The following is a 21,093-nucleotide window of genomic DNA, read 5'->3' on the forward strand; positions in this document are numbered from 1 at the left end:
TTTAGCGAATTACTAACCTTAACATCGCTATCATGATGCTCCGCTCAGCCTGGACGCGATGTGACTCACTTATCTTCCTTTACCGGCGAATTTCTCGATCCTGCACGGGAATCGGCATTTCAGGCCGAACGACTGCCCGAAACCCGCCGCCATGCCCGGACGCTGTTCGCCCTGGCCGCCCTGCTCAACGCGATGTTCCTGGTCAGCGACTGGCGTTTTGCCGGCACGCCGCATTTCTGGGTCGCCATCCCGTCCCGCCTGGCCGTGGTCGCGGGATCGCTGCTTTGCCTTGCTCTGTGGCGGCGGGCGCACTCGTTCCGCGCGATCGAGCGACTCTGTTTTCTGTGGCAGACGATCACCGCGATCGGCGTCGCCCTGCTGGTGACGTCGCGCAGCGATATCGCGCTGTTCGTCCTGGTGATGCTGCCGCTCGTCTTCTACCTCGTCGTGCCGACCAGTTTTCGCGGCAATGTCGGCGGCGGGCTGGGCTGCGCGATCGCGATGCTGACCGGCTATATCACCCCGGCGCCACACAGCCATACCGCGATCGGGATGATTCTGGCGATGCTGATCCTGCATTGCGGCATGTCGCTCGCCGTCACTCGCAACAACCGGCTGCAACGGCAGGAATGGACCGCCAGCCGCATGGCGCGCGCCGCACAGACCGCGCTCGCCAACGGCCTCGACACGCTGGAGCGGATGTTCATGGCCGTGCCCATTCCCCTGCTCGTAACCCGCGACGATGGCAGGATATTGAGGCTCAACCAGGCCGCCAAAGACGCCTATGCCATGGGCGAAGACATTGCGCTCGACCATGTCGAACAGACCTATGTCGACCTGCCCGTGCGCAACCAGCTATTCTCGATACTGCGGCGCGAAAAGCAGGTCGACAATTTCGAATGTCGCATGCGCCGCGCGGACGGCCAGATTCGCGACACATTATTGTCGTCCCGTCCGATCCTGGTCGATGACGCGCCTTGTATCGTCACGAGCGTGGTCGACATTACCGAACGCAAGGAAGCCGAACAGCATCTGGAACGGCTGGCGATGACCGACGCGCTCACGGGCCTTGCCAACCGCGCCCATTTCATGGCGGCCGTCACCCATGCGACCAGCGGCACGGCGGCGCGCCTGGCGCACGCGGCGCAATCCGCGATCCTGCTGATCGATCTGGACGAATTCAAGCGCGTCAACGACACCGCCGGTCATGACGCGGGCGACGCCCTGCTCTGCGCCGTCGCCACCCGCTTGCGCCAGGCGCTGCGACCCGGCGATCTGGTCGCGCGCATGGGCGGCGACGAATTTGCCGTATTGCTGACCCGCTTGCGCGACATCGACGCATTGCAGACGATCCTGACGCGCATCACCGACCATCTCCATGCCCCGCTCAGCTATCGCGGACGGCCGATCGAGGCGCGCGTCAGCATCGGCGTGGCGCTGTTTCCCGATCATGGCGGCGATGTCACCGCGCTGATCAAACATGCCGACATCGCCCTCTATCATGCCAAGAATAATGGGCGCGGCCGCGCGACGCTGTTCGAACCCGCGCTGCTTGCCAATTGGGATCGGGAGGCGACGATGCTGGACCGCGCCCGCCACCTATTGGCGCAGGAACATCCCTGCCCCTGGTATCAGCCCAAGATCGACCTGGCGACCGGCGCGCTGGTGGGGTTCGAGGCGCTGTTCCGCTGCCCCACGGACGACGGCACGATCATCATGCCCGTCGATATCGCCGCCGCCTTCGAGCATCCCGAACTCGGCCCCGCCATCACCGCGCAGATGATCGACGGCATATTGGCCGATTGCCGCCGCTGGCGCGACGCGGACCTGCCCTTCGGCCATGTCGCCTTCAACGTGTCGGGCGCTGACCTCAACGACGATGCCTTTGCCGACCAGTTGCTGGGGAAATTGGCGGAGGCTGGCCTGCCGCCCGCGATCATTGAACTGGAAGTGACCGAATCGGTGTTCCTGGGCCGCAATGCCGAACGGGTGGGCCGCCTGCTCCAGCGGTTGAGCGATGCGGGCGTCGCCATCGCGCTCGATGACTTCGGCACCGGCTATGCCTCGCTCTCCCACCTCAAGCAATTTCCGATCGACGTCATCAAGATCGACCAGCGCTTCGTGCGCGACCTGGAAACCGACCCGGACGATGCCGCCATCGTGCGCACCGTGCTGAACCTCGCCTACAGCCTGGGCATTCGCACCGTGGCGGAAGGCGTGGAAAATCAGCAGCAGCTCGATTATCTGCGCGCTGGCGGCTGCCACATGGCGCAGGGCTATCATTTCGGCGGGGCGATGGCCGCGGCCGATGTGGTGACGTTGATCGGTCATCCTGACAGCATCCGACACCACTGATATGATCGGCCATTTTTGTTGAATGATCGATCGGCCCGGCGGAACAAAAAGGTCGATGGATCATTTTGCCGCGCGCATCGCTCGATTCGTCACGACCGCGTCCCGATCGATTCGCCCCTGCGACCATCCTCTGTTACCGGCCGCCCCATTATATAAGAGTTGGGGTCGCATTGTCGCATCGCAAGAACTACGGGGTCGCCGCCCTTAAAGAGCGGCTGCTCGGCCTGTGCCCGGAGCGGGAAATCTACCTGCGGTCCGGTGGGCAGGTGAAATTCATCCGCATTTCCCGCCGCACGCAGCTGACAACCATCGCGCTGACGGCCGCCACGCTGCTCGGCTGGGGCGGCGCCACCGTCGCGATGATCGCGGGCAGCGCCTCGGTCGCGCAGGAACGCGCGGCCCTGACGCAAAAGGGTCGCTCGGTCGCCACCGCCGCCACCCAGGTGGAGGGCTATCGCCAATCGGTCGAGCATCTGGCGCAAGAGCTGGAAAAGCGCCAGGACTTCATGGACGACCTCTACAAGACGCATTTCGGCAGCGAAGACGAAGCCGCGCCGGACGCGAATATGGTCGCCCCGACCAAGGCGGAGACGGCCGATGCGCTGCCCGCCAAGATCAGCATGGCGCCCGAAGCCGCGCCGCTCGTGCGGCTGGAGCAGCGCCAGCGCCAGTTCGCCGCCCGTCTGACCAGCGCGGTCGAGCGCCGCGCGGACAAGGCGGCCGCCGCGATCCGTAGCTTCGGCCTCAACCCCGACAGCCTCGCCCGCAGCGCCGCCCGTGCCCAGGGTGGCCCCTTCGTGCCGTGGAAGGGCGACAAGGGCGCGATGACCGACGAGCTGGAACATCTGGCCGACGCGCTGACCCGCATGGAGTTTCTGGAGCGCAGCCTGATCACCATCCCATCGGGCAAGCCCACCGCCGCGCCGATGGAAACCAGTTCCTACGGCTATCGCCGCGATCCCTTCAACGGCCATGCCGCCTTTCACGCCGGGATCGATTTTCCCGGCCGCATGGCCCAGCCGATCCAGGCCGCGGCGGCTGGCAAAATCAGCTATGTCGGCCAGCGGCAGGGCTATGGCAATGTCGTGGAGGTCGATCATGGCAACGGCCTGATGACCCGCTACGCCCATCTGTCCGGTTTCAATGCCCGCGTCGGACAAAAGGTCGCGCGCGGCGACACCATCGCCCGCATGGGATCGACCGGCCGCTCGACCGGCACCCATCTGCATTTCGAGGTCCGGGTCAATGGCCAGGCCGTCAACCCCCGCCGCTTCCTGGAGGCTGCCCAAGATGTTCTCCAAGTTCAGCAAATCGCCAAGGCCCGCTTCGCCGATGTCGGCAACCGGGGCTAGACACACGCCCTTCTCGCTGATCGGCGGCGACGTGACGATCAGCGGCAACCTGTCCGCATCGGTCGACCTGCATGTCGATGGTGTGGTGGAAGGCGACATCAGTTGCGCCGCGCTAGTCCAGGGACCAGACAGCCGCATCACCGGCCATGTCGTCGCACAAAGCGCGCGGCTCGCTGGCCTGGTCGACGGATCGATTACGGCAGGCGAACTGGTGGTGGAAAGCAGCGCCCGGATCACCGGCGACGTCGTCTATGAACGCATCACCATCGAACCGGGCAGCCGCATCGAAGGCCGCTTCCGCCCCAAGGACAGCGATGCCCCGGCAGCGGAGTTGAAGCTGATCGCGAATGACGGCGCTGGGTGAAGGGGTTGGGGCGGGCTTCCCATCCTTGGGTAGCCTGTTGACATAGAAACCCGTTCGGGCTGAGCTGGTCGAAGCCTATTCTTTCCCTTTGATCTTATGATCGAAGAAGAAGTAAGACCCTTCGACAAGCTCAGGGCGAACGGATTTCCTTGGGCAGATTTTTGCCCACACCCCGCCGCGCCACACATCCCTCAATTCACCGGCGGTCGCCGCCTGTAGCTGAGCGCTTCGGCGACATGCACGCGCCCGACCTGCTCCGCGCCCGCCAGATCCGCGATCGTCCGCGCCACGCGCAGCACGCGGGTGTAGCCCCGCGCCGACAGCTTCATCGCCGCGGCCGCTTGCGCGAGTAACTGCCGCCCCGGTTCGTCCGGCCCGGCGACCTGCTCCAGCCGTTCGCCATCCACCTCCGCGTTGGTGCGCGTCTTGCTGCCGACATAGCGGGCCGTCTGAACGCTGCGCGCCGCCGCGACGCGCGCGGCGACCTCGGTCGATCCCTCGGCGGGCGGCGGCAGCACCAGGTCGGCCGCGGTCACCGCCTGCACCTCGACATGCAGGTCGATGCGGTCGAGCAGCGGCCCCGACACCTTGGCCTGATAGTCCGCCGCGCAGCGTGGCGCGCGCGAGCAGGCCAGCGCCGGATCGCCCAGATGGCCGCAACGGCACGGGTTCATCGCCGCGATCAACTGCACCTGCGCGGGAAAGGTCACATGCGCATTGGCCCGTGCCACCGTCACCTCCCCCGTCTCCAGCGGCTGGCGCAGCGAATCGAGAACCGTGCGCTGGAACTCCGGCAGTTCGTCCAGGAACAGCACGCCCAGATGTGCCATGCTGACCTCGCCCGGCCGCGCCTTCAGCCCGCCGCCGACCAGCGCCGCCATCGACGCGCTATGATGGGGATTGCGGAAGGGGCGCGCGCGGCTGATCCGCCCGCCCTCCAGCGTACCGGCGACGCTCGCCACCATCGAACTTTCCAGCGCTTCGGAGGGCGTCATGTCCGGCAATATCCCCGGCAGGCAACTGGCCATCAGCGACTTGCCCGCGCCCGGCGGCCCGACCATCAGCAAATTATGCCCGCCAGCCGCGGCGATCTCCAGCGCGCGCTTGGCGACCTCCTGCCCCTTGACCTGTTTCAGATCGACCGTCCGCACCGGCACATCCACCGCGCCCGGCTGCGGCGCCGATAGCGCCGACGTCCCCTTGAAATGGTTGAGCAGGCTCAGCAGATCGGGTGCGGCGACCACTTCGACCTCGCCCGCCCAGGCCGCTTCCGCCCCCTGCGCGACGGGGCAGACCAGCCCCATGCCCTGCTCGCCCGCATGCAGCGCCGCCAGCAACACGCCGGGCGACGGCGCGGTGCGCCCGTCCAGCCCCAATTCGCCGACCACGACATAGCCCGCCAGCGTCTCCGCATCGATCACCCCCATCGCGCCCAGCAAGGCCAGCGCAATGGGCAGATCGAAATGCGATCCCTCCTTGGGCAGGTCGGCGGGCGACAGGTTTACGGTGATCCGCTTGGGCGGCAGCGACAGGCCAATCGCGGCGATGGCGTTGCGCACCCGTTCGCGGCTTTCGGCAACCGCCTTGTCCGGCAGGCCGACCAGGATGAAATTGGGCAGGCCGGGCACCAGCTGGCACTGCACCTCCACGGCGCGCGCCTCCAGCCCCAGATACGCGACCGTCGATACCGTTGCGACCAAAAATGCCCCCGCTTCATCATCTTCCGTGTTCCCGCGCAGACGGGAACACGCACTGCCCCATTCAATCCTCTATCGGCTCCCCGTCCCGGCCCCTCGCCGGTTCGTCGGCCCGCCCCTTGAAACCCTGCGCCACGACATACCATTCGACGCTGCCCTTACGGCTGGCGGGTGGCTTGGCGTGCTTGATCGTCGTGAAATTCTTCTTGAGCAGGACCAGCAGTTCACCGTCGGTGCCGCCAGCAAACACCTTGGCGACGAAGGTGCCGCCCTTGCGCAGATTTTCCACCGCGAACCAGGCCGCCGCCTCGACCAGCGCCATGGTGCGCAGATGGTCGGTCGCGGCGTGCCCCACCGTATTGGCGGCCATGTCGGAAATCACCAGGTCGGGCGCATCGCCCAACGCGTCGCGCAGCATCTGGGGCGCCTTGTCATCCATGAAGTCCATTTCAAACAGGGTGACGCCCGCAATATCGTCCGTCGGCAACAGGTCGATGCCGACCACCGCGGCCTTGGGCGCCAGCTTGCGCACCACCTGCGCCCAGCCGCCCGGCGCGACGCCCAAGTCCACGACCGCGCGCGACCCTTTCACGAAATGGAATTTCTCGTCCAATTCGATCAGCTTGAAGGCGGCACGGCTGCGCCACCCTTCCGCCTTGGCCTTTTTGACATAGGGGTCGTTCAGATGGCGTTCGAGCCAGCGTACCGATTGGGCGGTGCGCCCCTTGGCGGTCTTGACCCGGACCTTGCCTGCGCCAGCGCCCCTCACATCTCTCTCCCGTCGCGGTCCATCAGGCCGCGCAATATGCCTTCGCGAATGCCCCGGTCGGCTACGCCCAAGCGATCCGCCGGCCAGATATCCAGGATCGAATCGAGGATCGCGCATCCCGCCACCACCAAGTCGGCCCGTTCGGTGCCGATGCAGGGCAGCTTCTGCCGTTCGGACAGCGCCATGGTCGACAGTCGCTGCGAAATGGCGCGCATCGATTCGCATGGCACGATCAGCCCGTCGATCGCCTGCCGGTCGTAGCGCGCCAGCCCCAGATGCAGGCTGGCGAGCGTCGTCACCGTGCCGGACGTGCCGAGCAGGCGGATACCTTCCGCCCCCTGCGGCAGGCGGCGGGCCAGCGGCGCGAAAGCGTCGGACACCCGCGCGCGCATCCGGTCATAAGCCGCCAGCCTTTCTTCGACGCTGGCATGTTCGAACGCCTCGCTTTCGGTCAGGGACACTACGCCCCATGGCGCGCTGACCCAGTCCACGATCCGCGGCGCACCGGCCGATCCGCTGGAATCGACCAGCACCAATTCGGTCGATCCCCCGCCAATGTCGAAGATCAGCGCCGGGCCATCGCCCGGTTCCAGCAGCGCATGGCAGCCCAGCACCGCCAGACGCGCCTCTTCCTGCGCGCTGATGATGTCGAGGGCGATGCCGGTTTCGCGATAGACGCGCTGGATGAACTCCGCGCCGTTCGACGCCCTGCGGCACGCTTCGGTCGCGACCGATCGGGCAAGGGTCACATGGCGGCGGCGCAGCTTGTCGGCGCAGACGGACAACGCGGCGATCGCGCGGTCGATCGCCGCGTCGCTGATCCGCCCGGTGGAGGCCAACCCTTCGCCCAGGCGCACGATGCGCGAAAAGGCGTCGACCACGATGAAGCCATCGGCAGACGGCTTGGCGATCAGCAGGCGGCAATTATTGGTGCCCAGGTCGATCGCGGCATAGGATCGGCGATCACGCGCGCCATGGGGCGCAAATCCCCGTTGCGTCGACGGGGGCGGAATGGCCGCAGCCTTGCTCCCATCGCCCGGGCCGGGACGGGCGCGCTTGCCCGCATAACGGCCGGCCGGGCCGGAACTCTGCGGCGATGGGCGGCTCTGCTGCACCATGCCGTAACTCGCTTCTATAATCGCCAGCCGCCGAAGGGAGACCGGAACTTGGGTCCATGCTTAAGCAGATATGGCCCGATGCGCAAGGCGGGCGCGGACGGGCACGGCGAACAAGACCGGCGAAAGACCAGATGCGCCCATGCATCGACGCAGACAGCAATAATCGTTTCGGATGAGAAAAGAATAAGACCATGGCGCTGGGCTGGTCCGCCATAGGACAAATCGGACAATATGTGACCTTTTAGAGACATGACATGGATTTTCATAATTGCCTGATTGTCTTGCTCATTTTGCGCGATTAGCCTCCGCTCCGGTCTTTGGGGAGTTTACATCATGCACATTCGCAAGAATGGAGCGGGCCTGTTGGCGCGCGCCGGTCGGACAGCATTATTGGCGTCCGCCGCCATCACCGCACTCAGCATCGCGCCCGCCGCGCACGCGGTCGTCCCGACCGACGGCAAGACGCCCAGCGACATCGTCGATGGCAGCGACGTCAACGGCGTTGGCATCATGTATCGCGCCGACGGGTTCGTGTGCACCGGCACGCTGATCAATCCGCGCACCGTCATCTTCGCGGCGCATTGCGTCAACGATCTGACCACCCCCGACTATAGCACCGTCAACAACGGCGTGCCCGTCGCCTTCGCCTTTCAGAACAACGCCCGGCCCGGCCTGATCGACTGGCTCGACAACGGGTTCAAGACGAATACGTCGCTCAGCGTCTATAACGTCAACAACATCGCCTATAACCCCGACTCGCTCGATCCGCCGGCGCTCAGCTTCCTCTATGGCGATGTCGCCATGGCGACGCTCGACACGCCTGCGTCCGACGTGCCGACCTGGGCGATGCTGTTTTCCGCCATGCCCGCCCCGTCGGCGATCAGCGACACGACCGGCACCGGCTATCATGTCACCATCACCGGCTATGGCCGCAGCGGCAGCGGCACGACCGGCTCTAGCGCGGGCATCGATTTCCGCCGCAAGACGGCGGAAAATTTCCTGGGCCTGCTGGGGTCGTTGGATGATATCGACAACTTCCTCTACGGCAGCGCCGGGGGCTACACCCAGAATCTCTACCAGGCCGATTTCGACGATCCGACCGGCCAGAACCCTTATGACTTCAATATCTTCAAAGACGACGCGCTGCCCAACGAAGGCATCAGCGCAGGCGGCGATTCGGGCGGCCCGCTGATCCTGGACAAGACGTTCAGCGAGCAGGTGGTGCTGGGCGTCCTGTCGGGCGGCAGCCGTTACTTCTTTGAACAGCCGCAAAGCTCCTATGGCGGCTCGTCCTTCTATCAGCCGCTCTATCTGTTTTGGGACTGGATCGCGGAAAACAACCCCTATCGCTATGCCACGGCAAAGGCCGGGGACGGCAAGTGGAGCGACGCGAGCCATTGGGTGACCGCGCTCGACCCCAATTACAAGATCATCGACAGCACCGGCGCGCTGGTGAATGGCGTGCCCACCACGCCGGGCGCAGGCGCGTTCGGCGAAGACAGCGCGCAGAAATTCGGTCAGCTTTGCTATGAACCGGACGGCATCTGCTATGACGTCGGCACCAAGACGCTGATCGTCAACGGCCAGCCCGTCAGCACGCAGGGCGATGCCGCCGCCACTCCGGCGGGCGCCGTTACCGTCGCCAACAACAAGGGCAAGGTCGATTTCATCGAACATAGCCCCAATGCGGAAGGCGCGACCCTGTCCGGCACCGTCCTGCATGAAGCGCAGGCGACGGCCGCCGCCGTGCCCAGCCCGACTTTGGCGAACGGCCTGCCCGGCGCGACCGGCTTCGTCCCCAATAATATCGACCCGGTCGCCTCGCAGGGGATCATCGGCCGCTATTATGACGTGACGCTGAGCGCCACGGGCAAAACCACGCTGGACATCAATGCCACGGTGGATCGCTTCACCATTTCGGGCACCGGCGCGGCGCTGGACATCACCACCGCGGGATCGCTGACCAGCCTGATGGACATCTCCCATCTTGCCGGCGTCGTGAACGTCAACGGCACGATCGCAACGCCGGGCGACTATTTCCTGATGACCGGCCTGCTGTCGGGCAGCGGCACGGTGAAGGCGCCCTATTTCACCAACATTCTGGGCACTATCGCACCCGGCGGCATCGGCACGATCGGCAAGCTGACGGTGGAAGGCAATACGCTGCTGTCATCGGGCAGCACGCTGCAGATCGATCTGGGCGCGAACGGCGTGTCGGACGTGCTGGCGGTCAAGGCGGCGCCCCTGGGCGATAATGGCGATCCGATCGAGGGGATCGCGGCGGTCGGCGGCCGCGTGGTCTTCGGCGCGACCACGGGCAGCCGCATCCGCTTTGGCAACCGCTACACCTTCCTGACGGCCGATGGCGGCATCGAGGGCAGCTTTGCCGCGCCGACGCAGCAATTGTCGGCAGTCTTGAAGCCCGTGCTGGTCTATGGCGCCAACAGCGTCAGCGTCCGCATCGATGCGGGCCTCTACGCATCCGTGGTCAATCGCGGATCGCAGAACCAGACCAGCTTCGCCCAGCTGCTGGACCAGAACCGGTCGCGCTACGCCAATTATGCCAATCTCTATGGTGAGGCCGACCTGCTGAGCGTCGCAGGCGTGCAGGCGACGTTCGAAGGGATGGCCCCACGCACCGAAGCGCTCAAGACGTCGATGGGCGAAGTGCTCAACGACAATATGGCGCGCTTCTATCGCGATCGCCTGGCCAAGCTGGACACCGGATCGATGGGCGGCACGCTGACCATGGTCGGCCAGCCGATCCAGCTCGCTTCCGCCAGCCTCAACAATCTGGACCTGGGCATGGACCAGAGCGGCAACAGCGACACGACGACGCGCGAAGGCATATTGCCCGACGATATGAGCGGCTTCCTGGCGGGCGGCTATGTCGACGGCAAGAGCGCGCCGATGCGCACGGCGGTGCCGCTGGGCCGCGACCAGTTCGACGGCTGGTATGCGGCGGCGGGTATCGAGAAGGCGTTTGGCGACAGCGGCGTCATCGGCCTGTCCGCATCGTTCAGCGAGTTGAAGGGCAACACCGGCGCCAATGACTGGGCGCGCGCGCGCCTCTATCAGGGCACCGTCTATGGCGCGTTCGACCTGTCCGGCATCAAGCTGGACGCGGTCGGCAGCGCCGGTACGCTCGCCACCCGCTCGCGCCGCTCCTTCGCGGTCGGCGCGACGCCCTACACCCTCTATGGCAGCGATCAGGAACTGGCGCTGTCGGGCGAACTGGGCCTCAGCAAGGCGTTGGGCAGCGACGCGTTCAGCATCGTCCCGCGCGCCTCGATCCGCGGCGCCTATATCAGCTCGGGCAACCTGGCCGAATATGGCGGCGACGCGGCGCTGGTGATCAAACGCCACGCCATCCGCAGCGCGCAGGGCCGCGTGGGCGCGACGATCAAGTCCGATACGGGCGGCTTCCGCCCCTATGTGACCGCCAACTACGTCCATGAATTCAACGACCAGCCGGCCTATTTCCTGGCCAATCTGGTCGGTGGCACCGGCAGCCTCGCGCCCTTTGCGCTGGGCGGGTCGGACAAGAATTGGGGCGAAGTCGGCGGCGGCCTGACCTTCACCACCGGCAATGTCGACCTGACCCTGTCGGCCGACACCACGCTCTGGCGCCAGGACGTGAAATATCAGAGCTACCGCGCGGGCGTGAAGTTCCGCTTCTGATTTCCGGCTCCCAGCCGAAAGGAAAGGGCCGCCCGATGGGGCGGCCCTTTTTCGTTGGGATGTCAAGAAATTTGCCCAGCGCCGTTCGCTTCGCGCAGGTGCGAAAGGCTAGTCCGTAGGTAAGTCCGCGAAAACGGCATGCCAATCCGGACAATGATGCTGGGTTCCCGCCAGATACCCAAGCCGCATTGACTAGAACCTATAGCCCATTGTTCCCCGGCGAAGGCCGGGGTCCAGTTCCGCGCTCTGAACTGGACCCCGGCTTTCGCCGGGGAACGCCCTGACCATCCTAGTGAGTCATTATCATCGCCCTTTGGTATAGCGAGAATCTGTCGCTTCCTGAAACTCCAGTGGCGCTTGCCATGATCAGCGCGACACATCGCAGGCTCACAGTTAGAGGACACTGTCAGCGTTGTGCTATGCTTCTGCTATATGTGCCCGCGACAACAGGAACCCAGGTCAAGCGGCGGGGCCAAGGTCCTGCGCCCGCCCGAACGCAACGCCATCCATCACAAAGGCAGGAGCGCCGCCACGATCTGTCGCTCTTCGGCGCGCAGCACGCCCCAGGCGCGGGCGGCGGCGCGGCTGTCCATCACCTCCACGCCGATCCCCAAGGCCTCCACCGCCCGCACGAAGGCGCGCGGCGGCTGGCGCAGCCCAGCGCCGGTGCCCAGCAGCAGAAATTCAGGCTTCGGTTCGCCCGCGAACAGATCGCCCAGCGCCCCGATCGTCAAATCATCGACGCCGCTTGGCGCATCGGCCCAGGCCAGCGCTCGCACCGGGCTGAGCAGCAGGCCGTCGGGGAACACATCGTCCTTCACCCGAAAGCCGTGCCCCTGAAAGCCGGTGACGATCGGTCCCTGCCCGTCATCGTCCCGGCGGAGCTTGATGCCCGTATCGCTCAGGGCTTGGCCCCATCGTCGCGCGGCCCGACCCGTTCGGCCTGCCCGGCATAATCGCCCTTCTTGCTCGCCTTCATGTCCGACGTCTGCGGGGTCAGGCCCAGCGAAATCAGCAGCGAGGACGACACATAGACCGACGAATAGGTGCCCACGATAATGCCTAGCATCATGGCGGCAGTGAAGCCGCGCAGCACATGGCCGCCCAGCAGCAGCAGCGCGCCCAGCGCCAGCAGGATGGTGACGGACGTCATGACGGTACGCGGCAGGGTTTCGTTGACGGACAGGTCGATCAGCGACTTCATGTCCATCTTGCGATATTTGCGCATATTTTCGCGGATACGGTCATCGATCACCATCTTGTCGTTGATCGAATAGCCCACGATCGTCAGCACCGCGGCGATGATGTTGAGGTCGAATTCCAGCTGGGTGATCGCGAAGAAGCCCAGCGTCATCAGCACGTCATGGACGATCGCGACGAAGGTCGAGACGCCGAACTGCCATTCGTAGCGGAACCAGCTGAACACCGCGATGCCCAGAATCGCCAGCACGACCGCCAGCACGCCATTCTGGATCAGTTCGCCCGACACCTTGCCCGACACCGTGTCGTAGCGGGAGAAGGTGACGCCGGGGAATTGCGCCGTCATCGCCTTGCGGGTCTTTTCGACCACCGCATTGGCCGCGCCAGCCCCACCCTGTTCGGGCAAAGGCAGCCGGATCTGCACCGTCTTGGGATCGCCAAACTGCTGGAGCGAGCTTTCGCCCACGCCCAGCTGGCCGATGGTCGCACGAACCTTGTCGGTTTCCACCGCCTGCGGAAATTTCGCCTCGATCATCAGGCCGCCGACGAAATCGACGCCCAGATTGAGACCCTTATGCGCGGTCGCGCCGACCGCCAGCACCGTCAGCAGCGCGGTCAGGGCGAACGCCCATTTCCGCACCGCGACGAAGCCGATATTGGTATTGTCGGGGACGAGTTTGAGAAGTTTCATGGGTGTGTCCTCCCGCCCCTCTTAAATATGAATGTCGGTCGGACGGGTGCGGCGCACCCAGTTCGCGACGACCATGCGGGTGAAGGTGACGGCGGTGAACACGCTGGTCGCGATGCCGATCAGCAGCACGATCGCAAAGCCCTTGACCGGGCCGGAGCCGAGCGCGAGCATGATGCCGCCGGCAATGGCGTGGGTCACATTCGCTTCGAAGATCGTGCGACTGGCTTCCTTATAGCCATGCTCGATCGCCGCCACGACATTGCGACCGCGTCGCCGCTCTTCGCGGATACGTTCGTAGATCAGCACGTTGGCGTCCACCGCCGTACCGATGGTCAGCACGAAGCCGGCGATGCCCGGCAGCGTCAATGTCGCGCCCAATATGCCCATCACGCCCAGGATGACCGCCACGTTGATGGCGACCGCCAGATTGGCATACATGCCGAACCGGCCATAGCTGACGAACATGAACGCCGCGACCGCGACCACCGCGACGATCGACGCGATCAGGCCCGCGCGGATCGAATCGGCACCCAGCCCCGGTCCGACCGTGCGTTCCTCCACCACCGTCAGCGCGACGGGCAGCTTGCCTGATCGCAATGCGATCGCCAGCTGGTTGGCGCTTTCGACGGTGAAGCTGCCGCTCACCTGCGCGCTGCCGCCCAGGATCGGTTCGTTGATGTTCGGCGCGGACAGCACTTGGTTGTCCAGGATGATGGCGAAGGGCCGGTTGACATTCTGCGACGTCACCTGCCCGAATTTGCGGCCGCCCGAACTGTTGAAGCGGATGTTGACGATCGCCTGGTTGCTCTGGTCATAGCCCTGTGTCGCGTCGGTCAAGTCTTCACCCGACACCATCACCTGCCGCTTGACCGCGATGAACGGCACCCCCGACGGGTTGTTGGGATATTTCAACACCTCGCTGCCCACCGGCGCGCGGCCCTGCGCGACTTCGGACGGGTTGGCGGTCGTATCGACCAGCTTGAATTCCAGCTTCGCGGTCTGGCCCAGCAGATCCTTCAGCGCCTTGGGGTCTTGCAGCCCGGGCACCTGCACGACGATACGATTGTCGCCCTGCTGCTGGATCGTGGGTTCGCGCGTGCCCATTTCGTCGATGCGCTTGCGGATCACTTCGGTCGCGACTTCCATCGCGCTCTTGACCGCGCTCTTGATGCCCGCATCGGTCGGCGTGATGACGATGGTGGAACTGTTCACCACCTCGACATTGAAATCGCGCTGGCCGGTCAGCCCCGCGCCCTGCGTCAGCGGACGGATGCGCTCCACCGCGGCATCGACCTGGCTGGGTTCGCGCACCATGAAGCTGAGCTTGCCGTTCCGGCTCGAAATGTCGCCGATCGCGATTTTGGGATCGCCGCGGCGCAATTCGGTGCGGACCTGCTCTTCCATATTGGTCAGCCGCTGCTTGGCGACATCCTGGGTCGATGCCTCCAGCAGCAGATGGCTGCCGCCCGACAGGTCGAGGCCCAGATTGACCCGCGTCTGCATGAAGCGCGGCAGGTGCGCGACGGTCGCGTCGGGCAGGAAGCTGGGGATGGCGCACAATACGCCGATCGCCAGAGGCAGGATGATCGCAAAGACCGCCCAGCGCGAAAAGTTCAGCATGGGGGCGCTCAGTCGTTCGCGGGCTTGGCGGCGGTCGGATCGATCACCTCGGTCAGGGTCGACTTGACCGCCTTGACCTTCAGGCCCGGCGCCAGTTCGATATCGGCGTAAATCTCGTCCACGCGCGCCACCTTGCCGACCAGGCCGCCGCCGGTGATGACCTGATCGCCCTTCTTTACGGCGTCGATCTTGGCCTTATGCTCCTTCAGCTTCTTTTGCTGCGGACGGATCAGCAGGAAATAGAAGACCACGAAGATCAGGACCAGCGGCGCCATCTGCACCAGGATTCCGGCGCCTGCGGCTTGCCCGCCCGCGGTCTGGGCAAAGGCTGGGGTAATGAACATGGGTGGGACTGCCTTATTGTCTGTCGTTCGCGCGACGCCCTGTCGACGTCCACGGATCAAGGGCGGGCGGCTAACACAGATGGGGGCGCAGAGGCAATATGATTAGGGATTGAGGCCAGTCGTGCAAAGAGCAGCGATTGAGCGCTTGCGCTTTTAATCGAGCGCCTCTATTGGGCGCCCTCCGGTCGGGACGTAGCGCAGCCTGGTAGCGCATCACACTGGGGGTGTGGGGGTCGGAGGTTCGAATCCTCTCGTCCCGACCAAGATTTTCGGAAAAGCGGCCGTCCGGGGGACGGACGCCCGGAAAACGCCCGAGCGCAAGCGCGGGAGGCGATATTTAGCGGCAATGTTCGTAATTAGCGGCGAAGCCCACTGCCATCTGCAGACCCTTTCGTTGTACCGCTTCTACGAGCGAATTTGCCTCTTGCGATCACCATATTGCGTCGTATCGTTCCCTTCGTTTAACAATATGCCATGCCATTGCCGTATCATCCTCGACCGGGAACCGTGGTCATTTGCGATTTTTCGACAGGATTTCGATCGCCAGAAATGGTGAAGCGGCGGCTGGCAGTCACTATTTCACCTAAACTGAAGCGCCGAAACGACTTGGTTACGATCGTTCCTTTATCTGCGACACCGCCAGACCCGCTATGTGATTGGCACTGCCAGATCGACATAGCGCCGCCTGATCCTTGGGGAGATATGCCGCGCTGGGCCAAATGCGACATGCTTGCGACTGTCGGATATTGGCGGCTCAATCTTCCCTACGAGAAGCATGCCGTCACAGGCACACGAAAATATGTCCAGATTGAGCTACCTGAAGATTTGGTGATGCGTCTGCGGATCGCGGCGGGCAAGGCGATCGGCCTGGGTTGAATTTTTTAGCGTTTGACGCTATATCCAATGTGTTCCTGCGCTGCTTCGGCATCAGGCTTAAGTCTGGAGACATCCAGCATGGTCCCGGCGGAGCAAGCTTGGGACCCGATAGCCCCGGCCAGGAAACTGGTCGGGGTTTTTGCATCACCACACATTCCCCCTGTCCTACAACAAACCATATAGGATAACTAACCCGCCTCTTTCCCAATAGGAGGCGACGCATGGACATATCCGACCTGATCAACGAGGTCATCGCCCGCGAGGGCGGTTACATTCACCATCCCTCCGATCGCGGCGGCCCCACCAATATGGGCATTACCCTCGCCGTCGCCCGCGCCAACGGCTATCTTGGCGACATGAAGGCGCTGCCGCGCAGCGTGGCCGAGGGCATCTACCGCCGCCTTTATTGGGACCAGCCGGGCTATGCCTTCGTCGCCGAAATGAGCTGGCCCATCGCGGCCGAATTGTTCGATACCGGCGTCAATATGGGCGTATCGACCGCGACCGGTTTTCTCCAGCGGACACTCAACGCGCTCAATCGCAACCAGCAGGATTATCCCGACCTGACCGTCGACCGGAAGATCGGCGCGCGGACGCTGGCCGCCTTGCGCGCCTTTCGCGCGTTGCGCGGCAGCGCGGGGGACAGGGTGTTGTTGAAAGCGCTCGAAGCCCTGCAGGGCGAACGCTATGTCGCTCTGGCCGAACAGCGCCCCGCCAACGAAGCCTTTCTCTACGGCTGGCTCGCCAACCGGATCGGTTAAGGGAGACGGATGATGCGGTCAGACGACCGACCCGAATCGCCCGACCTGTGGGCGCAACGGGCGCGCCCCGCCTTTCTCTACGTCATGTACGCGCTGCTGCTCTGGTCGATCCCGATGGGGCTGGTCGCGGGCTTCCATCCCGCCACGGCGGCGGCGATCATCGCGGGGATGCGCGCCTATCTCAACGCGCTGCCCGAACCGCTCTACGCGCTCTTTGGCACCGGCTATCTGGGCTATACCGCCGCGCGCGCCTGGGGAAAGGCGAAGGGGCACGAGCGGTAACGGATCGCGGCCCACCGCAGCAGCACATATAGCGCAAGACCATACAAGCATGAGAGGGGCCGCCGGGTCAAAGCCCGACGGCCCATCATGTGCATGGTCAGCGGCCGGAAGCGCCGCCCAGGGAAACGATGTATCGCGCTATCATCCACATGTCAGACACGGCCTGTATGTCGGCGCTAATATCTCTGAATGTGGAGGATCGACGTCGCGGCGTCGCTCAGCGGCGCGTTTCCCGAATGGACTGAACCGACCCCAATGCTGAACCATGAGACATCGGATCACCTCCTTTCGCTATGTTGAAGCCCGTATGGCCGGCTTCGCTGTAACCTTTGACCGGCCACGAGAGGGAATGTGAATCAGACGGGCAGCAGGATCAAGACTTGTATTTATCTTTTTTCGAATCATACTTGCGCGTCGCGCTGCGGCATGGACCGCGCGCCGCGCCGTCAGCCGCGGCAATCCTCTATCACCCGCGATATTTCGGCCCAGGCGGGTACGATCAACGGCGGCTGCCCCGCCGCTTCGACCGCGATCTTGCCCCGGCTATAGGCCAGCTGGTCCAGCCCGGTGTCCGATGCGGCGCGAAACGCCACCAATTGCCCCGCCGCATCGCCCGAAGGCGTCGCCGCCCAACTCGCCGCGCCATAGCTGGTGCGCACGGTGAGCGCGCCCTGCCCGCCACCGGCGCGGGCCAGGCTGACGCGACGGCTGGCCCGATCGCAGCGCAACGTCAATTGCGCGGCAGCCGGACTGACGCCGAAGGTTGCGGACGACCCGGCCGCCTCGGGCCGATAGAACCAGTTGCCCGGCGCGACCGGGCGATATTGCCATTCGACGCTGGCAGGTGCAGCCGTCGCCGGCTGCGGCGCAGGCCGAACGGGCGCGGCGGTCGGCCTGGAACCGGCATGAGCAGCCGGCCTTGCAGGCGAAGACGCCACCGGCGGACGCGGCGCGGGGCCGACGCACGATCCCAGCAGAACCAGGAAGGGCGCAAGGGCGACGGAAGACTGGATCAAACGCATCGCCCGTCCATGCCGGACCTGTGCCGCACGCTCAACCGGAAAAGGGCGAGCGGCCAGCCCCGCGGGTCGAGGTGCGCCCGGAACCACGCAACAGGCCGCAGAGATTGACAGTTTCCCACCGAATCGCTAATGGCGCGACATCCCGACACGCTGGTGAGCGGCAGTGCCATGTGCACTGGCCGTCTTTTTTGCGTCTCGGGGGACACATTGGCCGCCTTTTCCGCGTCAGGGAAGGGATCGGTTGCACGCTTTGAGATGGGGTGGCGCCAACTGCCCCGTGGAGCAGGAGAAACGAATACCATGGCACGTATTGCGGGTGTGAACATCCCGACCAACAAGCGCGTAATCATCGCGCTGACCTACATTCACGGCATCGGTCGCAAGACGGCCGTCGACATCGCCGACAAGCTGGGCATCGACCACAGCCGCCGCGTGCAGGACCTGTCCGACGCCGAAGTGCTGCAGATCCGCGAAACGATCGACGCCGACCTGACCGTCGAGGGCGATCTGCGTCGCGACACCGCGATGAACATCAAGCGCCTGATGGACCTGGCCTGCTATCGCGGCCTGCGTCATCGTAAGGGTCTGCCGGTCCGCGGTCAGCGCACGCACACCAATGCGCGCACCCGCAAGGGCAAGGCCAAGGCGATCGCCGGCAAGAAGAAGTAAGCGCTTGAGGGCAAGCCTTGACGGCCTGCCCTCCCGACTTCTTTTCTCAGCATTTCGAGTAGGATTACAGGCAAATGGCACGCGAACCCCAGCGCATTAAGCGCCGCGAACGCAAGAACATCTCGGCCGGCGTCGCGCACGTCAACGCCAGCTTCAACAACACCATGGTGACCATCACCGACGCTCAGGGCAACGCGATTTCGTGGTCCTCGGCCGGCATGATGGGCTTCAAGGGCAGCCGCAAGTCGACCCCGTATGCCGCTCAGGTGTGCGCGGAAGATGCGGGCCGCAAGGCCGCCGAACATGGCGTCCGTACGCTGGAAGTCGAAGTCAAGGGTCCGGGTTCGGGCCGTGAATCGGCTTTGCGCGCGCTGCAGGCCGTCGGCTTCCACATCACTTCGATCCGCGACGTGACGCCGATCCCGCACAATGGCGTGCGTCCGTCCAAGCGTCGCCGCGTCTAAACGCGGTCGACTGATATGGCGGGCAGCGGACGCGCTGCCCGTTACCCATCTGCATCGGCCGCAAGCGTCCTGTCGGGTCCAGGATGATAAGCGTTTCGGCCACATCCCCAGGGGAATTACATGACTGTCAACATGAAGAACTGGCAGGAATTGAAGAAGCCCAACGCCCTAGACATCAAGCCGACCAGCGATGGCAAGCGCAAGGCGACCTTCGTCGCCGAACCGCTTGAGCGCGGTTTCGGCCTGACGCTCGGCAATGCGTTGCGGCGGGTTCTTCTTTCCTCGCTCCAGGGCGCGGCGGTCACCTCGATCAAGATCGAGAACGTCCTGCATGAATTCTCGTCGCTCGCGGGCGTTCGCGAAGACGTGACCGACATCGTCCTCAACATCAAGCAGGTTGCGCTGCGCATGGAAGGCGACGGGCCGAAGCGGCTTCAGCTTTCCGCCACCGGCCCGGCCGTGGTCAAGGCAGGCGACATCAGCGTCGTCGGCGATATCGAGGTGATGAACCCCGATCTGATCATCTGCCATCTGGACCAGGGCGCCACGCTCAACATGGAACTGACGGCTGACATCGGCAAGGGTTATGTCCCCGCCGTCGCCAACCGCCCGGCAGACGCGCCCATTGGCCTCATCCCGATCGACGCGCTCTACTCGCCGGTCCGTCAGGTCGCCTACAAGGTGGACAACACCCGCGTCGGCCAGGAACTGGACTATGACAAGCTGTCGTTGACCATCGAAACCGATGGCACCGTCACGCCGGAAGACGCGGTGGCCTATGCCGCCCGTATCCTGCAGGACCAGCTGCAGCTGTTCGTCCATTTCGAAGACGCGCTGCCCGCCGCCGCCCCTGCCGCGGGTCACACCGCCGCTGCGGCGTCGGAAGGCGAAAGCGACACCAACCAGATCAACCGCTATCTTCTCAAGAAGGTGGACGAACTGGAACTGTCGGTCCGCTCGGCCAACTGCCTCAAGAACGACAACATCATCTATATCGGCGATCTGGTTCAGAAGACCGAAGCCGAGATGCTGCGCACCCCCAATTTCGGCCGCAAGTCGCTGAACGAAATCAAGGAAGTGCTGTCGTCCATGGGTCTGCGCCTGGGCATGGACATCCCCGGCTGGCCGCCGGAGAATATCGAGGAAATGGCCAAGAAGCTCGAACAAGAGCTGCTGGGCTGATCCTCCCCACTTGTGGGGAGGAGGACCGCGCCCGCAGGGCGTGGTGGAGGGGGTTCGCCTCCAGGCGCGGCGTATAGCCGATAGCCCCCTCCACCACCGCTTTGCGGCGGTCCCCTCCCCGTTACGGGGAGGAACAGGGGTTGTGGGGCGGTCCCCTTAAAACCGCCTGGTCTGGGATACCTTGCACGGTCCCTTAACGAACGAAGGAAAGACATATGCGTCACAGAATGGGTCAGCGTAAGCTGCAACGCGCCACCGGCCATCGTACTGCGCTGCTGCGCAACCTCTCCGCGTCGCTCATCAAGCATGAGCAGATCATGACCGGCGCGGTAAAGGCGAAGGCGCTGCGTCCCTACGTCGAAAAGCTGATCACCCTCGCCAAGAAGGGTGGCCTGTCCAACCGTCGTCTGGCCGATTCGCGCCTGAAGGACGATGCGCAGCTGGCCAAGCTGTTCGAAGTCCTGGCCGAACGCTACAAGGATCGCAACGGCGGCTACACCCGCGTGATTAAGGCCGGTTTCCGTGCATCGGACGCCGCGCCGATGGCGATCATCGAACTGGTCGACCGCGACGTCAGCGCCAAGGGTCAGGACTCCGGTCCGGTCTTCAGCGCGGAAGACGAGCAGGAAGACGCCTGATCCGACCG

19 protein-coding genes and 1 tRNA gene are annotated in these 21,093 nt (G+C 64.5%); 12 read left to right on the forward strand and 8 right to left on the reverse strand.

The window, feature by feature from the left end; all coding sequences use genetic code 11:
• Positions 1-60: 60 nt before the first annotated feature.
• The 3 genes from U5A89_RS17235 to U5A89_RS17245 all read left to right on the forward strand — a co-directional run bounded on the left by U5A89_RS17235 (position 61) and on the right by U5A89_RS17245 (position 4,071).
• Positions 61-2,355, forward strand: coding sequence for a putative bifunctional diguanylate cyclase/phosphodiesterase (locus U5A89_RS17235; RefSeq protein ID WP_338162262.1), 2,295 nt, complete (start codon positions 61-63; stop codon positions 2,353-2,355).
• A gap of 170 nt (positions 2,356-2,525) precedes the next feature.
• Positions 2,526-3,707 carry a M23 family metallopeptidase gene (locus tag U5A89_RS17240; protein ID WP_338162263.1) on the forward strand — a complete coding sequence of 394 codons (1,182 nt, stop codon included), beginning with the start codon at positions 2,526-2,528 and terminating at the stop codon, positions 3,705-3,707.
• Entirely contained in the window at positions 3,688-4,071 is a 384-nt protein-coding gene (locus tag U5A89_RS17245) for a bactofilin family protein (RefSeq protein ID WP_338162264.1), read from the forward strand. Before U5A89_RS17240 ends, U5A89_RS17245 begins: the two co-directional genes overlap by 20 nt.
• Positions 4,072-4,262: 191 nt before the next feature.
• On the opposite strand, the gene U5A89_RS17250 is transcribed toward U5A89_RS17245, so the two are convergent.
• The 3 genes from U5A89_RS17250 to U5A89_RS17260 form a co-directional block, all read right to left on the reverse strand.
• Positions 4,263-5,771, reverse strand: coding sequence for a YifB family Mg chelatase-like AAA ATPase (locus tag U5A89_RS17250; protein ID WP_338162265.1), 1,509 nt, complete (start codon positions 5,769-5,771; stop codon positions 4,263-4,265).
• A gap of 61 nt (positions 5,772-5,832) precedes the next feature.
• Complete coding sequence (locus U5A89_RS17255) at positions 5,833-6,537, reverse strand: RlmE family RNA methyltransferase (protein WP_338162266.1); 705 nt, start codon at positions 6,535-6,537, stop codon at positions 5,833-5,835.
• A complete protein-coding gene (locus U5A89_RS17260; protein WP_338162267.1) occupies positions 6,534-7,655 on the reverse strand; it encodes a Ppx/GppA phosphatase family protein in 1,122 nt (373 codons plus the stop codon). The genes U5A89_RS17255 and U5A89_RS17260 overlap by 4 nt, the downstream gene beginning before the upstream one ends.
• A 333-nt stretch (positions 7,656-7,988) precedes the next feature.
• Here U5A89_RS17260 and U5A89_RS17265 point away from each other — a divergent pair, with 333 nt between their 5' ends.
• Positions 7,989-11,336: an autotransporter domain-containing protein gene (locus U5A89_RS17265; RefSeq protein WP_338162268.1), complete on the forward strand. Its 3,348-nt coding sequence runs from the start codon at positions 7,989-7,991 to the stop codon at positions 11,334-11,336.
• A gap of 509 nt (positions 11,337-11,845) precedes the next feature.
• Here the strand turns inward: U5A89_RS17265 and U5A89_RS17270 are convergent.
• The 4 genes from U5A89_RS17270 to yajC are packed head-to-tail and all read right to left on the reverse strand — an operon-like array spanning position 11,846 to position 15,191.
• A complete protein-coding gene (locus U5A89_RS17270; RefSeq protein ID WP_338163092.1) occupies positions 11,846-12,190 on the reverse strand; it encodes an Mth938-like domain-containing protein in 345 nt (114 codons plus the stop codon).
• Between the two features lie 47 nt (positions 12,191-12,237).
• Positions 12,238-13,227 (reverse strand): protein translocase subunit SecF, encoded by a 990-nt coding sequence (secF, locus tag U5A89_RS17275; RefSeq protein ID WP_338162269.1) that lies wholly within the window; start codon positions 13,225-13,227, stop codon positions 12,238-12,240.
• 21 nt (positions 13,228-13,248) lie between these two features.
• A complete protein-coding gene (gene secD, locus U5A89_RS17280; RefSeq protein ID WP_338162270.1) occupies positions 13,249-14,847 on the reverse strand; it encodes a protein translocase subunit SecD in 1,599 nt (532 codons plus the stop codon).
• An 8-nt stretch (positions 14,848-14,855) separates the two neighbouring features.
• Positions 14,856-15,191, reverse strand: a complete 336-nt coding sequence (yajC, locus tag U5A89_RS17285) for a preprotein translocase subunit YajC (protein WP_338162271.1) — start codon at positions 15,189-15,191, stop codon at positions 14,856-14,858.
• A 186-nt stretch (positions 15,192-15,377) separates the two neighbouring features.
• Between yajC and U5A89_RS17290 the strand changes: the two genes are divergently transcribed.
• The 4 genes from U5A89_RS17290 (at position 15,378) to U5A89_RS17305 (ending at position 17,110) form a co-directional block, all read left to right on the forward strand.
• Positions 15,378-15,454: transfer RNA gene (locus tag U5A89_RS17290), tRNA-Pro, on the forward strand.
• A 211-nt stretch (positions 15,455-15,665) separates the two neighbouring features.
• Positions 15,666-16,067: a type II toxin-antitoxin system PemK/MazF family toxin gene (locus U5A89_RS17295; RefSeq protein ID WP_338162272.1), complete on the forward strand. Its 402-nt coding sequence runs from the start codon at positions 15,666-15,668 to the stop codon at positions 16,065-16,067.
• A 221-nt stretch (positions 16,068-16,288) separates the two neighbouring features.
• Positions 16,289-16,828: a glycoside hydrolase family 108 protein gene (locus U5A89_RS17300; RefSeq protein WP_338162273.1), complete on the forward strand. Its 540-nt coding sequence runs from the start codon at positions 16,289-16,291 to the stop codon at positions 16,826-16,828.
• Positions 16,829-16,840: 12 nt separating this feature from the next.
• Complete coding sequence (locus U5A89_RS17305) at positions 16,841-17,110, forward strand: 3TM-type holin (protein WP_445190665.1); 270 nt, start codon at positions 16,841-16,843, stop codon at positions 17,108-17,110.
• Positions 17,111-17,556: 446 nt separating this feature from the next.
• Here U5A89_RS17305 and U5A89_RS17310 read toward each other — a convergent pair whose 3' ends face one another.
• Positions 17,557-18,132 carry an aldehyde dehydrogenase family protein gene (locus U5A89_RS17310; protein WP_338162275.1) on the reverse strand — a complete coding sequence of 192 codons (576 nt, stop codon included), beginning with the start codon at positions 18,130-18,132 and terminating at the stop codon, positions 17,557-17,559.
• A 300-nt stretch (positions 18,133-18,432) separates the two neighbouring features.
• Here U5A89_RS17310 and rpsM point away from each other — a divergent pair, with 300 nt between their 5' ends.
• The 4 genes from rpsM to rplQ all read left to right on the forward strand — a co-directional run bounded on the left by rpsM (position 18,433) and on the right by rplQ (position 21,085).
• The gene (rpsM, locus tag U5A89_RS17315; RefSeq protein ID WP_056691786.1) at positions 18,433-18,801 is read left to right on the forward strand and encodes a 30S ribosomal protein S13; all 369 of its coding nucleotides are present in this window, start codon (positions 18,433-18,435) and stop codon (positions 18,799-18,801) included.
• 74 nt (positions 18,802-18,875) lie between these two features.
• Positions 18,876-19,265, forward strand: coding sequence for a 30S ribosomal protein S11 (gene rpsK / locus U5A89_RS17320; RefSeq protein WP_004208752.1), 390 nt, complete (start codon positions 18,876-18,878; stop codon positions 19,263-19,265).
• 120 nt (positions 19,266-19,385) lie between these two features.
• Positions 19,386-20,447 carry a DNA-directed RNA polymerase subunit alpha gene (locus tag U5A89_RS17325; RefSeq protein WP_338162276.1) on the forward strand — a complete coding sequence of 354 codons (1,062 nt, stop codon included), beginning with the start codon at positions 19,386-19,388 and terminating at the stop codon, positions 20,445-20,447.
• A gap of 215 nt (positions 20,448-20,662) precedes the next feature.
• Positions 20,663-21,085 (forward strand): 50S ribosomal protein L17, encoded by a 423-nt coding sequence (gene rplQ / locus U5A89_RS17330; protein WP_338162277.1) that lies wholly within the window; start codon positions 20,663-20,665, stop codon positions 21,083-21,085.
• Positions 21,086-21,093 lie beyond the last annotated feature (8 nt).

This window comes from Sphingobium sp. HWE2-09, from assembly GCF_035989265.1.
Classification (GTDB): Bacteria; Pseudomonadota; Alphaproteobacteria; order Sphingomonadales; family Sphingomonadaceae; genus Sphingobium.

What these genes read in the sequence shown, in the direction of transcription:
- rpsK (WP_004208752.1), top strand. Translation starts at nt 18,876, where the DNA reads ATGGCACGCGAACCCCAGCGCATTAAGCGCCGCGAACGCAAGAACATC.
- yajC (WP_338162271.1), bottom strand. Translation starts at nt 15,191, where the DNA reads ATGTTCATTACCCCAGCCTTTGCCCAGACCGCGGGCGGGCAAGCCGCA.
- U5A89_RS17325 (WP_338162276.1), top strand. Translation starts at nt 19,386, where the DNA reads ATGACTGTCAACATGAAGAACTGGCAGGAATTGAAGAAGCCCAACGCC.
- U5A89_RS17260 (WP_338162267.1), bottom strand. Translation starts at nt 7,655, where the DNA reads ATGGTGCAGCAGAGCCGCCCATCGCCGCAGAGTTCCGGCCCGGCCGGC.
- U5A89_RS17265 (WP_338162268.1), top strand. Translation starts at nt 7,989, where the DNA reads ATGCACATTCGCAAGAATGGAGCGGGCCTGTTGGCGCGCGCCGGTCGG.
- U5A89_RS17245 (WP_338162264.1), top strand. Translation starts at nt 3,688, where the DNA reads ATGTCGGCAACCGGGGCTAGACACACGCCCTTCTCGCTGATCGGCGGC.
- U5A89_RS17295 (WP_338162272.1), top strand. Translation starts at nt 15,666, where the DNA reads ATGCCATTGCCGTATCATCCTCGACCGGGAACCGTGGTCATTTGCGAT.
- rpsM (WP_056691786.1), top strand. Translation starts at nt 18,433, where the DNA reads ATGGCACGTATTGCGGGTGTGAACATCCCGACCAACAAGCGCGTAATC.
- secD (WP_338162270.1), bottom strand. Translation starts at nt 14,847, where the DNA reads ATGCTGAACTTTTCGCGCTGGGCGGTCTTTGCGATCATCCTGCCTCTG.
- secF (WP_338162269.1), bottom strand. Translation starts at nt 13,227, where the DNA reads ATGAAACTTCTCAAACTCGTCCCCGACAATACCAATATCGGCTTCGTC.
- U5A89_RS17310 (WP_338162275.1), bottom strand. Translation starts at nt 18,132, where the DNA reads ATGCGTTTGATCCAGTCTTCCGTCGCCCTTGCGCCCTTCCTGGTTCTG.
- U5A89_RS17300 (WP_338162273.1), top strand. Translation starts at nt 16,289, where the DNA reads ATGGACATATCCGACCTGATCAACGAGGTCATCGCCCGCGAGGGCGGT.
- U5A89_RS17305 (WP_445190665.1), top strand. Translation starts at nt 16,841, where the DNA reads ATGCGGTCAGACGACCGACCCGAATCGCCCGACCTGTGGGCGCAACGG.
- rplQ (WP_338162277.1), top strand. Translation starts at nt 20,663, where the DNA reads ATGCGTCACAGAATGGGTCAGCGTAAGCTGCAACGCGCCACCGGCCAT.